7 protein-coding genes are annotated in these 13,494 nt (G+C 65.2%); all 7 read left to right on the top strand.

The features are described from left to right. Positions 1-6: 6 nt before the first annotated feature. Entirely contained in the window at positions 7-1,017 is a 1,011-nt protein-coding gene (locus tag ACTXG6_RS32500) for a Gfo/Idh/MocA family oxidoreductase (protein WP_445183231.1), read from the top strand. 2,049 nt (positions 1,018-3,066) lie between these two features. Next, positions 3,067-3,492 (top strand): VOC family protein, encoded by a 426-nt coding sequence (locus tag ACTXG6_RS32495; protein ID WP_445183230.1) that lies wholly within the window; start codon positions 3,067-3,069, stop codon positions 3,490-3,492. 345 nt (positions 3,493-3,837) lie between these two features. Beyond that, positions 3,838-3,975, top strand: coding sequence for a hypothetical protein (locus ACTXG6_RS32490; protein ID WP_445183229.1), 138 nt, complete (start codon positions 3,838-3,840; stop codon positions 3,973-3,975). Positions 3,976-4,112: 137 nt separating this feature from the next. Beyond that, positions 4,113-6,686 carry an ATP-binding cassette domain-containing protein gene (locus ACTXG6_RS32485; protein WP_445183228.1) on the top strand — a complete coding sequence of 858 codons (2,574 nt, stop codon included), beginning with the start codon at positions 4,113-4,115 and terminating at the stop codon, positions 6,684-6,686. Between the two features lie 485 nt (positions 6,687-7,171). Beyond that, positions 7,172-9,877, top strand: coding sequence for an ATP-binding cassette domain-containing protein (locus tag ACTXG6_RS32480; protein WP_445183227.1), 2,706 nt, complete (start codon positions 7,172-7,174; stop codon positions 9,875-9,877). Between the two features lie 1,271 nt (positions 9,878-11,148). Continuing rightward, entirely contained in the window at positions 11,149-12,696 is a 1,548-nt protein-coding gene (locus ACTXG6_RS32475) for an MDR family MFS transporter (protein WP_445183226.1), read from the top strand. Continuing rightward, a complete protein-coding gene (locus ACTXG6_RS32470; RefSeq protein WP_445183225.1) occupies positions 12,693-13,490 on the top strand; it encodes an efflux RND transporter periplasmic adaptor subunit in 798 nt (265 codons plus the stop codon). The genes ACTXG6_RS32475 and ACTXG6_RS32470 overlap by 4 nt, the downstream gene beginning before the upstream one ends. Positions 13,491-13,494 lie beyond the last annotated feature (4 nt).

The following is a 13,494-nucleotide window of genomic DNA, read 5'->3' as shown; positions in this document are numbered from 1 at the left end:
ACTGACGTGACCCTCAACATCGGAGTTATCGGCACCGGGGTAATCGGCCAGAACCATATCCGCCGCCTTGGCCATGTCGTGTCGGGAACTCGGGTTACGGCCGTGAGCGATGTCGATACAGGACGTGCCCAAGCCGTCGCAGACAAGCTGTCCGATATTCCGACAGTTCACGCAACCGGCCAGGAACTGATCAACGACCCGCGGGTCGACGCCGTCGTGGTGACCTCGTGGGGGCCGACCCACGAGGAGTACGTACTGGCCGGCATCGCGGCCGGCAAGCAGGTGTTCTGCGAGAAACCGCTGGCCACCACCCGGCAGGCCTGCGAGCGCATCCTCGACGCCGAGATCGCCGCCGGGCGTCGGCTGGTGAGTGTTGGGTTCATGCGCCGCTACGACACCCAGTACCGGGAAATGAAGGACGTGATGGGTCGCGGAGACATCGGCGCTCCTCTGATGATGCACGCCGCGCATCGCAACCCGTCGGTGCCTGACCACTACACCAGCGATATGATCATCAACGACACTGTGGTTCATGAGATCGACATCGCCCGCTGGATGTTCGACGATGAGATCGCCGCGATCACCGTGCTCACCCCGCGGCGCAGCTCGAAGGCCCGCGAAGGGTTCAACGACCCGCTCCTCGTACTGCTGGAGATGTCCGGCGGCGTGGTGGTCGACGTCGAGGCGGCGGTCACCATCGCATACGGCTACGACGTCCGCGGCGAGATCGTCTGTGAGAGCGGGACCGTCGAGTTGTCCGAGAGCCCTGGACCGATCGTGAAGCGGGCTGGGCAGTACACCGGACGGGTGCCCTCGGACTGGGGTGAGCGCTTCGCCGACGCCTTCGATATCGAGTTCCAGGCGTGGGCGGACGCCGTCGGAGCGGGCACCACCACCGGTCCGAGCTCCTGGGACGGGTACGCGGCCACCGTCGCGTGCGACGCCGGTCTGGAGGCGCTCCGCACGGAACGGCGGGTGCCGATCGTCATGCGCGATCGCCCCGACCTCTACGCCTGAGGGGGCCACAGTGGCCATGGGCTCGCCTGATTTGCCTGGGCGGCCGCACCGCGTACGACGAGCGCATCGAGAAGGCCACGATGATTGACTATGAGGGCCTCGATCTCCGGGCCTACCAGACGGAGGGGGCCGAGTGGATTCCGTAATCGTGCCGGGCACTTCGGGGCGTGTTCGGGAGGTCTCGGTCAGGGTCTCAGTTCCAGTCCGCTCAGATCGTCTCCGCAGTCGCCCGCATCGCGTTGACGACCACTGGAGCGACAGGAGACATGTCCTGAACGGTCGGGCTGGTAACTGAAAAGCGGCAGGTCGGCGGTTCGATCTCGCCCATTGCACCGCTCCATCTCCATGGAGCAGAGATGGAGCGGGCAGAAGTTGAGCAACGTCGTCCAACGGCCCTGAACGAAGCGCAACTGCGTTCATACGGATGGCTCTGGCCAGTGTTGTTGGTGTTTCGCCTGAGGGTCAAGGGGTCGCATGTTCAATGTCGTCCCGACAGGGTTGCCAAAGGCCCGCTGACTTGGAGTTAATCCAGGTCAGCGGGCCTTTTTCTTTGCGTGGACTCTGTCGGCGTTGATGTTCATTCGTCTCGAAAAGCATGATTGAAGTGCTCGAGATGGAGCGAAGATGGAGCGGGGCCTCAAAAGGTGCGGTCAAATCTGGTCAAGGGGTCGCCTTCTCGGGTTCGGCGGTGGCTTCCGGGGCGGTCCTGGTGTCGATCGGGTCGGGCAGGGCTGAACGGGGCGGAAGAGGGCAGAACGGGGCTGACCGTCCGCCACGGGGCTCAACCGTGCCTTCGTAATGGGCCCGAACGGTGCGTAAGAGGCTGGAACGGCGCTGAACGTGCGGCCCTCGGCGAGTATCCGGGCGGGAGTGGTGGGTCGGATTGGCGTTGGGGGCGCCCGCAATGGGGACTCGCGGGGCGGGACTCCTGCGGAGCACATATGGGGACTGTCGGCCTGACTGATTACCTGTCGGCGTGATGGCAAGTCAGCGGATGAGTCGTGGCCGGCTGCCATAGCTGACGCTGTCGGCGGTTTTGAGAGTTGCTGGTGATGGTGTTCGTGGCCGTTGGCGGGGCTGGCAGGGATCTGGTTGTGATGTTGGTGATGGGCTTGGTGGATCTTGGGTTGGGATGGTGGGGGATGAAATGTTTGTGCTGGCATTGGGGTCCATCGCATTGGTGATCACCGGAGTCTCCGCACTGCTGGGCTGTATCTGTTCCCCGAGCCCAACATCCGGCGGCGAAACGAGGCAGGGGGCGACAGTGGGAGAGTACGTCGCCCGTCTTACAGACCACGACGAGTCCGGCAGCCATCTCGCTCGGTAGCGGTTACGAGACCGTCGCACACTGGTATGCCCACTACTGCGGGGAGCGATGCGCGGACCTACCGGTGGAGGCTCACTATGTTGATGATCAGCAAGTGACGGACACTGTCGGGCGGGGTCCTGGCCTAACAGCTTCGAGCCACCGCTGGCTGCTTAACGGCCGAGCGCTCGCTGTTCAACGCTCGGTATGACAGCGTACTAGTGCAGCCACTCAGCCGCGGCCCGGCGCTGGCCAGTCACCGCGGTCACCGCCGGCCGATCCGTTCTGCCCGCTGCTCTCCCGCGTGGTCACCGCCGTCGCGGCGAACCTCAGCGGCCTGGACACGCTGCTGGCCGCCCGGCCCGGCCGTCGGAGGCCGACCTGGTCTCCTGCTTCGTGTCCATGACAGGCGCGTCGAGGTGTTGGGTGACCCCACTGCCTTCGGCGCCCATGGCAATCCCGATGGCATCCAACCGGGCCCGGGCGTGAGCGAGTCGGCAGGACTGCGTGCCGGTCTCGATGAGCGCCATACCGCCCGGCGGATCTGGCAGCGCCTGGGTGCCGAGCACGCTGCGGCTGGGGTTGACCGATCCGGTCGAGGTGATGGTCGTCCAGGACCACGAGCCCGGTGCCGAGGGAGAGGCGGATCTCGGTGAGTTCTATGCCGCCGGCGATCCTGGGCGCCATGCAATCGCTAGTGGGCATCACAGTCCGCGATCGCCCGGGAGGGTAAGGACCTGCAGGTGCAGTTCATCACCAGTGTCGCCGTCATCGCGGCGGACCCACCGGCGAGTAGGAAGCTTTACCTCGACACGCTGGGGTTGCCGCTCGAGCAGCTCGACGAGGACTACTTTGCCAGCGAGCACGTCCCCGGCTGCGAACACTTCGGTGTCTGGCCGCTGTCCCAGGCCGCGCAAGCCTGCTACGGATCCCCCGACTGGCCACACGACGTCCCAATTCCGCAGGCCAGCATCGAGTTCGAAGTGGCCAACGCCGACCCGGTCACCGACGCGGCTCAGGAACTCCAGACCCAGGGCTACGCCCTGCTGCACCCGCCCCGCACCGAACCCTGGGGCCAAACGGTCGCCCGCATCCTCTCTCCGGAAGGCCTCATCGTCGGGCTGTCCTTCGCCCCGTCGCTGCATGCCCAATCCGATCCCACAACCTGACCGAACCGCCGCTTCCGCGCGCGGCCTCGCGTTCCTTTGATCAATTGATCGGCTTCGAGCGACCGAGTAGTCCGGGACTGAGCGCGTCACGCGCACACGCCGCACCCAGCTTCCTACCGGACTCTATGAATTACCTAAGAGCCGCATGGCATAACTCTGAGAATGTGCGTCGAACTCCCTGACTTTGAAATCCTATTCACATCAAAGTTACACGTCGAACTTTTCTGTTGCTCCATCTGTGTGGTTGCTCGAATTAGCAGTTACTTCGCACTGTCTTCAGTCGATATTCCCGGTGAGGGATGCCAGACGGCGTCTCTTGATCCGAGAAGCGAAGGATGAGGATTGATGAGCGAGAACCGCTGGGGATTAAGCCGGCGCGGCGACTGGCGCGACGATCACGACAACGACTGGCGTCGCCACCGGCACGACGACGAGCGCGATCGCGACCATGGCGACGACCACGGCCATCGCTGTGACCACTAATTCCGACTCCCACCGGTAGGTCGGTTCGATATAGGTGGTGGTCCTGTCGATGAGATGGGGCCACCACCAAATCTGTGAGTGAGGTGGCAGGGATAGTTGACCAACCGCGATCTTTGGCGCGACCCGGAGCGGGGGAGTTGGTCAAGGCTTCTGCCCGGGTAGGTGTCCGTGCGATTTTCACGCGATTCTGGCCAGATACCAGAACATTTCGAGGCCGATTTCTTATTGGTCTGCTGCTCGTCGGTGTTGCTCCGGTACTCAGTACGGCCGAGCTGTGGCTGTTCAAGATCCTGATCGACCAGGTCGTAGTCCCGCGCGAGCTGCATCTCTTCCCGGTGATCGCCGGTTCGTATGTGGGTCTGGCGGTGATCCAGGGTTTGGTGTCGTTCAGTGACCAGTACCTGTCCACCTGGGTTGGGGAGCGGTTCGTACTCGATCTTCGGTCCAGACTGTTCGCCCACCTGCATCAGTTGTCGTCGGGTTTCTTCGAGCACCGCGCGCTGGGGGACGTGCTGTCGCGGCTGACCGGTGACATCGGCGCCATCGAGGACCTGGTTCTCTCCGGCGTCGCCCAGACAGTGACCTACTTGCTGCAGATGGTCCTGTTCACCGGGGCGCTGTTCTACCTCGACTGGCGCCTGGCCGGGGTCGCCTTGCTCGCGGCGCCAGGATTCCTGCTGGCAGCCCGATTCTTCTCGCGTCGGATCAAAGACGCCTCCCGGGAGAAACGCCGCCGAGCGGGGGCCCTGACCTCAGTGGCGGAGGAAAGCTTCGCCAACAGCGCGCTCGTCCGCGCCTATGACCGCGCGAAGCAGGAAGGCGAACGCTTTCATGAGCAGAACCTGGCCGCGTTCCGCGCCCAGATGCTCGCTACTCGGCTGCAAGCCCTGTTTCGCCCGTTGACCGATCTTCTCGAGGTCTTCGGTGTACTGCTCGTGATCGGGCTGGCGGTATGGGAGCTGACCAATCAGCGCATTACCATCGGCGGGTTGTTGGCCTTCGTCGCGTACCTTACCCGGCTCTACAGTCCCATCCAGGGCCTCGGGCGGCTGACGAACTCCCTGTACGCCGCGAGCGCTAGTGCGGAGCGGGTCATCGAACTGCTTGATGAGAAGCCCGCGGTCACCGACCCCGTCACGCCGCGCCCGCTGCGCAACGCGCAGGGAACTGTGCACTTTGACAACGTCAGTTTCACTTATCCCGGTACCGCGACTCCAGCGCTGGCCGGCATCGACTTCACCGCCGCTCCTGGGACCAAGATCGCCGTTGTCGGTGCGAGTGGTGCCGGGAAATCTACGCTAGCCAAGCTGTTGCTGCGCTTCTACGATCCGGACACCGGCGCTGTCACCCTCGACGGAGTCGATGTGCGCGAGCTGGCCCTGGGCGATCTCTACCGCAACGTCGCCACCGTCCTGCAGGAAACGCTGGTGTTCGACGGCACCATCCGCGACAACATCCTCTGGGGCAGACCTGAGGCCAGCGGCGCTGCGATCGTCGCCGCCGCGCAGGAAGCCGATGCCCACGGGTTCATCCTCGCCCTGCCCGAGGGTTACGACACCCGAATCGGGCAACGCGGACGGATGCTGTCGGGGGGACAACGCCAGCGCGTAGCGATCGCCCGCGCGATGATCCGTGACGCGCCGATCCTGCTGCTCGACGAACCTACTACCGGCCTCGACGCCGATTCGGCTCGACGCGTGCTGGCGCCGCTGCGACGCCTCATGGCCGGGCGGACCACCATCATCATCTCGCACAACCTGGTCACCGTGACCGACGCCGACACAATCCTGTTCCTCGACCACGGTCACCTCATCGGCACGGGCAGTCATCCCGAACTGCTGGAGTCCATCCCCGCCTACGCCCATCTGTTCCGACTGCACCAACACCCCACGACCAACCCACCACACCTCCCCATCGCGTCACCACCACGCGCCGCGCCAGGTCACAGCCCGAATCCGGAGCTGCCGGGGCTGGGCGCAGGCACCGACCTCGAGCTCGACGAGGTCCGCTACCGCTACCCGGGCCAGTCGCTCGACACCATTCCCGAGGTGAACCTGCGGGTACCGGTCAGGGGCAGTCTTGCGGTGATCGGACCACCCGGGTCCGGCAAATCCACCCTGCTCAGCCTGCTCACGCGAGTAACTGAGCCGAGCAGCGGGACCATCCGACTTGGCGGCCGTGCGCTACGGGAGTTTGGGCCCGCCGAACTACGAGCCCGGGTGGCCCTCGTGCCCCAAGACCCCCGGTTGCTCCACGGATCCATAGCCCAGAACATCCAGGCCGGGCAACGAGACGCCACGCCGGCCCAGATAGAGGCCGCGGCCCAAGCCGCTGGTGCTCATGGATTCATCGCCGCGCTCCCCGAGGCATACTCGACCCGCATCGGCGCCAACCGGCCCTCACTGCCCACCGAGCAGGTGCGACGCATTGCCCTTGCCAGGGCGTTACTGGGTGACCCGGGGATCTTGCTCCTCGACGAGCCGACCGCCGGACTTGACCAACATGAGCGTAATGACCTCCTCGGAACTCTGTGTCTGCTTACCACCCAACGCACGACAATCGTGACCACCCGTGACCCGGTGGTCGCCGCGCTCACAGACCACATCACGCACCTTGACCAATGCGAACCCGACCAGTGGCTGGCCCAAGCCCTGTCGCATGGTCGGACCTACGAAGATGCGAACCCAGATCCAGATCTCGGGACTGTCTGAACAACGGTGGATCTGATCTTGGTTGACACGCGTCGATCTGTGGCTTGTCTCAGTGCGCGACAGAATGCCCGAGGCCGGAGCTCGCTCGACGGTAGCCTCGGCGGGGTGCTGTGGCTGCCCTCGTTTCCGCGTCGCCCGGTGATTGGCGGTCCGGGCTTGGCCGCTGGCGTCCTGGCCGAGGCCCGTGGTGCCAATATCGAGTGGTTCGGTGACAGCGGCGGACCGGTCGGCTTCATGTACGTACAGGTCGGGAGCTGCGGTTGATCACGGATACCGGCTCGGGGGTGTCTGATTCTGGCCACTCCGCGGGTCAGGATCACAGATCCGCGCTCGGGGCCGTCGAGGTTTGTCTCGCGGCCGCGATGGCTGATCTTGCGGCCGTAGTGTGTGTGGTGCTGAGGTTCGTGCCGCTGGGGGGTCTGTCAACCGTCTTGGCGGCCTTTCCTTTTGCCGTACTTGGGAATCGACTGCGCTTTCGTACGTGCGTGGCCGCGGGTATCAGCGGATGCGTCGTCGGGTTCTTGCTTGCCGGTCCGGTGGTCGCGAACACCGTGTTCGTCGCGGCCGCTCTCGGGTCGGTGGTGGGTATCGCGCACCGGCGAGCCTGGTCGTTGAGTCGAACGGTGATCACGGGGTCAGTCGCGCTCGGCGTGCCCGCGGCTTCGGTCGCCGTTGCCGGTATGTGGTTGTTCGCCAGCTACAGGCAGCTTGCCTTCACTCAGCTGGTCAATTCCTGGCGGGGCGTAGCCCGCATCGTCGAGGGCGTGCGGTTGCCATTGCTACCAGTGCTGCTGCATGCCGGCGACATCTCGGTGGCCTGGATCGTGGCCTGTTGGTGGGTCTGGTTACCGGTCGTCGTGGTTGTCGGTGTCGCGTTCCTGACCGGTTGTGCTCGTCTGTTGTTCGGCGCTCCGTTGCGCTTGGTGGCGCGGCTGGTACCTCCGGGCACCCAGACCTTGTTGTGCGTCGATCCGCCGGGTACCCGAATCGCTCCGCTGCCATTACGGCTCACCCAGGTCAGCGTGCGCTACCCGGGTTCGACTCGTCCTGCATTGTCTCAGCTGGACTTCTGCCTTGATCGCGGCGAGTTTGTGACTGTCACCGGCCGTAATGGGGCGGGTAAGTCGACTCTCGGCCGTCTGATCGCCGGCGGTCGGCTTGACTCGGGGTGCATTGTTCGCCCTGGTGGGGCCGGGCTCGGCGCTCCCGGTGGAACGGCCATGGTCTTCCAGCGCCCGGAAAGTCAGGTTCTGGGGGTGCGGGTAGTCGACGATCTGTTCTGGGGCATGCCGCCAGGTGGACCGCTCGATGTCGAGAGTCTGTTGGGGCGGGTCGGGCTCACTGGCATGGCCTGTCGGGAGACCGCCACCCTGTCCGGTGGGGAGTTGCAGCGCCTGGCGGTCGCCTCGCTGTTGGCCCGCGACCCGGCGATCGTCATCAGCGACGAGACCACGGCGATGCTCGATCCGGACGGGCGCGCGGTGCTGCTGAGGTTGCTGCGCTCGCTCGCCCATCGCGAAGGCAAAGCCGTCGTCCACATCACTCATCAGGTCGCGGAGATCGAGCTCGGCGACCGAACGGTTCTTCTCGGTGAAGCAGCAGCGGAACGAAGTGGTCCAGCGGAGCCAATACCGCTGGCGATCGGGCTGGTGGGACAAAGCGCGGAAGTGCCGCACGGTGCGGTTGACGTGCGGGGACTCGGATTCGCGCACGCCATGGGGACTCCGTGGGAACATCGCGTCCTCCGGGACGTGAACGTCGAGATTCCAGCGGGAGGCGGCCTGCTGGTCACCGGCGCGAACGGGTCAGGTAAGTCGACACTCGCCTCGGTCCTGGCCGGGCTCAGCGCACCGACCGAGGGACAAGTTCTGCTCGATGGATGGCCGGTGCGCAACGGCCGCGCCGGGGCGCTGCTCGCGTTGCAGCATCCTCGGCTCCAACTCCTGCGCGCAACCGTGGGAGAGGACGTGCGGGACGCCGCCGCGGTGGGCCGTGACGCCGCGGACGAGGCGTTGGCCTCGCTGGGCCTCTCCCCGAGGCTGTATCGCGACCGAGGCGTTGAAGAGCTCAGTGTGGGAGAACAACGGCGCGTCGCGCTCGCGGGGCTCCTCGCTTGTCGGCCTCGTCTGCTGGTCCTCGACGAGCCGCTTGCCGGGCTCGACCAGCTCGGACGGATCGCTTTGCTGCGAGCGCTCAAGACAGCGCGCGAAACCGGCACCACGCTGGTGATGACCTCCCATGACACCGCTGGCCTCGACGGACTGGTCGACGACGCCGTAATGGTCGAGGGCGGCAAGCTTCGCCACGCAAGCCGGGCTCGCCTAGCAGTCGGGGCGGCCGCGCCTCCTCCCGCCGGGCCCAAGCCGGAGACGTCGTCAGCCGCGCTACCCCGTCGAACTCGGCCGTCAGCCGCAGCCGTCGTACGACCACGAACGCTTCCCTGGTCCTCTCCCGCGCACCGCCTATGGGTCGGCACGAAGATTGCTGTGCTCGGCTCGGTGACCGTCGTTCTGGGCGCGGACCCCACCTGGTCGACCTTGCTTGCCGCCACTGTTTCACTGGGGTCATGGGCCATGGTTGCGCGTGTGCCCCGGTCGGTTGTGCCACGCATCCCACGGTGGTTCGTCCTGGCGATCCTCGTGAGTGTCGCGTTGGTGACGATCGGTGGCGGGGGACCCTACATCTCGATTCTCGGCCTCACGGTGGGGATGGGTGGGCTCATCCACTGGGGGCTATTCTCCGGGATCACCGCATTGTCCTTGATCGGCGCGCTGCTCTTCATCTGGACAACCGCACTGACCGATATTCCGCCGCTGTTACAGCGCGTCGCCGATGTCGGACGCAAGACCCGGTTGCCGGTCCTCGAATGGACCGCGACAATAAGTCTCGGGCTGAGATTGCTGCCGATCCTGCAAGAGGAATGTCGCACTGTCCTGAAAATGACCGCGCAACGTGCCGATGTGGAGCCGGGTCTCCGAGGTGGACGGTGGCGCACACGGCGAGATCAGATAATCCGTGGAATCGTGTTGTGCTGTGCCACAGCGGCCAGGCGGTCCGCCGAGATGGGCGAGGCGATCACCGCCCGCGGCGGCCTCGGTAACATTGCTCAGGCCGACCGTCGGCCGGGGCGCAGCGACGCTGTCGCGTTGCTCTTTACTTTCGCGGTCCTGGTCGCCGGGATCCTGATATGAGTGAACGTCGTTGGGTAGATTCGTGCACGCTGGTTCTGTAGTCCTCCCCGGCCTCCCTGCATCGGGTCAAGTTGTCCGCGTCGGCTAACTCCCTGACCTACCCGTTGGCGTTGTGCGCCGCGGGGATGTTCGCGGTAGCGGCCCTTCTGGAGCATCGCCGCGCCGGGCAGGTGCCGGATGCTCAGGGGCTGGCGCCCCGACAACTCGCCGGTTTGTGCGGGCAACCCTGCGTCACCCGTGGTGGCCGGCCGGTATGGCGTGCAGCACGGTCGGGTTCGCCCTGCACGCGTTGGCGCTACACACCAGCGCGCAATCGGTTGTGCAACCTCTGCTGGTCTGCGGTGTGTTGTTCGCACTGCCACTGAACATTGGTTGCTCAGGGAGTCGATCAGGGTCGTCGAGTTGGGTTGGTCGGCGGCGCTGGTCACAGGGTTGGCCGGATTTCTGATTACCGGCACTGGCGGTGTCTCGGCCAGTCACGAGGCCGCCGATACAGGACCGGCGGTGGCCGCTGGTCTGCTGGCGGTGGTCGTGGTCGGGTCGCTTGCGCTCACCGCCCGGCGTAGCGGTCGGGGCGCTGCCGCGACGATGCTCGGTGCAGCGACCGGCATCGCGTATGCACTCACCGCCACCTTGATCAAAGCTTGCACCAATGTGCTGGTCCACGGGCCGGCAGCTCGTCCATTGAGCGAACTCCTTGGCGAGGATCTTGTCCCAGGTGGTGTATGCGCGAGGCCGCTGACCCATGGAGCCCGGCGCCGCCTCTCAAGGATCACCGACTATGCCCCTGGGCGCACCGGGCCGGCTGGACTCTGGGAGGTGAAAGCCGGCGGCCCGATGGGCCCCGTGGGGTCGAGGCCCGCAGCGCGTCGAGATCGTCCAGGGCTGCCCCCGCTGTTGGGGAATGACCATGTCGACCGGGTCGGGACCACAGTTGACCCCGTCGGCGAAAGCCCAGGGGCGCTGTTGGACCGGGTGGGCGGAGGCGCGGTTCCACGCCGCCGGGCAACGTAGCGATGTGGGGGGCTCGAGGAAGGAGCGTGGCCGTGAGCTCAGGTGGTCGGGGCGAGGGTGCGGCGCCGACCGTGCCGGCACGGAACGTGCCGTCGGGCTCACCGACGCACGGTTCGGCGGCGTCGACTGTTCCCCAGCCTCCGGTGACGACCGGCGGGAGACCGCCCTCTCCGCCCGAGCCCGACCCCCCACGACCCGAGGCCGCCACGGCACAGACCAGGAACTGGGGACTGCCGCTTGCGGTCGTGGTCATTGGGATGTTCATGTCGATTCTGGACACCAGCATTGTCAATGTGGCGATACCGACGATTCAGAAGGAATTCGGTTCCAGTACTGACCAAATCCAGTGGATCAGCACCGCCTACACGCTGTGTCTGGGCGCGGTCGTGCCCACCAGTGCCTGGCTGGGGGAGCGGCTTGGGCTCAAGCGGCTGTACCTCATCTCGCTCGTCGGGTTCTCCGGGTTCTCCGCGCTGTGCGGTATGGCTTGGGATCTCAACAGTATGATCGTCTTCCGAATCCTGCAGGCAGTGCCGGGCGGCGTGATTCCGGTGACCTGTCTGACGATCCTCTACCGTATGGTGCCCAGAGAGAATCTCGGCGCCGCCATGGGCCTATATGGCCTGGGTATCGTGGTCGCGCCAGCCGTCGGCCCGACGTTGGGTGGTTATCTCGTCGAGTACGTGAACTGGCGGCTAATCTTCTATATCAACGTGCCGATCGGGGTGATCGGAGCTCTGGCCGCCATGGTTGTTTTGCCGAACTTTCCCGGTCTTCGCGGTCGGCACTTCGATCTCCCCGGTTTCGTGTGTGTCGCAACAGGCCTCTTCGCGTTGCTGCTGGCTCTTTCTGAAGGCCAGAATTGGGGTTGGACCGGATATCGTGTACTGATCCTGCTGGCCGGCGGTATCAACCTGCTCGCGCTGTTCGTCGTGCTCGAACTGCAGGTCGACGAGCCACTGCTCGATGTGCGGGTGTTCACCTACTGGCCGTTCGTCAACTCACTGCTGCTCATCAGCATCATGTCCATCGGGCTCTTCGCGGTGCTGTTCTATGTGCCGCTGTTTCTGCAGGAGGGTCAGCAGTTGACGCCAATGAATACCGGCCTGACCCTGTTGCCACAGGCACTGGTAATGGCGGTGATGATGCCCACCGCGGGAAGAATCTACGACAGGATCGGCCCGCGATGGCCCGCGATCATCGGATTGCTGCTGGCCGGAATCGGCACTTTACTACTCACCCGCATCAACATCGACATGACTCGCTCGGAACTGATCGAGTGGATGATGATCCGCGCCGCCGGTCTGGGCCTCGGCATGATGCCGATCATGACCGGCGGGATCTCCGCCCTGCCAGCCAATATGGTCAACTACGGCAGCGCGTTCAACACCGTGACCCAGCGAGTCAGCTCCGCGTTGGGCCTGGCCGTGCTCACCGCGCTTGCCACTGCCCAACAGGCCCAGTTCATGGCCGATCGCTCCGCGTTGCTGCAATCCAGCGGGGCCGACGCCAACCCGCGGATCCTCGCGATGGAGAAAAGCGGGCCGGCCGGACTGATACCGCTCTGGCAGCAACTTCGGGTCGAGGTCCAGGCAGAGGCCTACAGCAATGTGTTCCTTGTCGCCGGGGTGTCCACCCTTGCCGGAGTGGTGCTGGCATTGTTCCTGCGCTCCGGCAAGGTGCCGCGCGGTGACACGGAACCAGCGGAGAGCTCGGCTGACCCGACCAACCGCACAGAGGCAGATGCCCCTGGCCAGACCGCGAGGGCTTCGCCAACGTACGCAGAAGAGGAGGCCGGTAGTTGAAAGACCCAGACGCCGCATCCGGCAGCGGACCCAAGTCCTACCCCGGCGCGTCCGAAAGGTGGGACGGCGATGGGGCGGAGCTCAGCGGCGCCCAGCCGTCAACACCAATTCCTCGGCGACCGTCGGGGAGGAAGCGGTTCACCCGCACCACCCGGATCGGCTTGACAGTGATTGCCATTGTGACCCTACTTGAGGCCGGCGCGTTCGCTGGCAACTACTTTGTCAACACCAGTCACTACGTGTCGACGGACAACGCGCAGGTGGATGGGGACAAGGTCGACATCAACGCACCCATCACCGGGACCCTGACTCGATGGACGGTCAGCCAGGGCTCGCTGGTGACCCAGCACCAGATCGTGGGCCGTATCCAGCTCCAGGGCAGCGGAGCACAACCGCAGCGGGCCATCAGGTCGCCGGGCCACGGAACCATCGCGGTCAACCACGCGGTCGACGGCCAGTACGTCACCGCCGGCACCGAGTTGGCTACCGCCTACGACCTAAACAGCATCTATGTCACCGCGCGAGTCGACGAAACCGACATCCGGGACGTCCATGTCGGCCAGCAGGTCGACATCTCGGTCGATGCCTTCCCAGATGTCCCGTTCACCGGGCTCGTGGAGAACGTCCAATCCTCCTCAGCGGGGGTGTTCTCGTTCTTCCCCGGGCCCGACACCGACCCGACCAACCCGCAGAAGGTCACGCAATACATCCCAGTGAAGTGCGAATTCACCAACACCGGCGGAGTGGCCTTGGCGCCCGGAATGAACGTTACCGTGCACATCCACAAGTATTAGGCCC

Source organism: Pseudonocardia sp. Cha107L01 (assembly GCF_052566575.1).
Note: the sequence above shows the minus strand (reverse complement) of the source record. Positions and strands in the feature narration are given on the sequence as shown.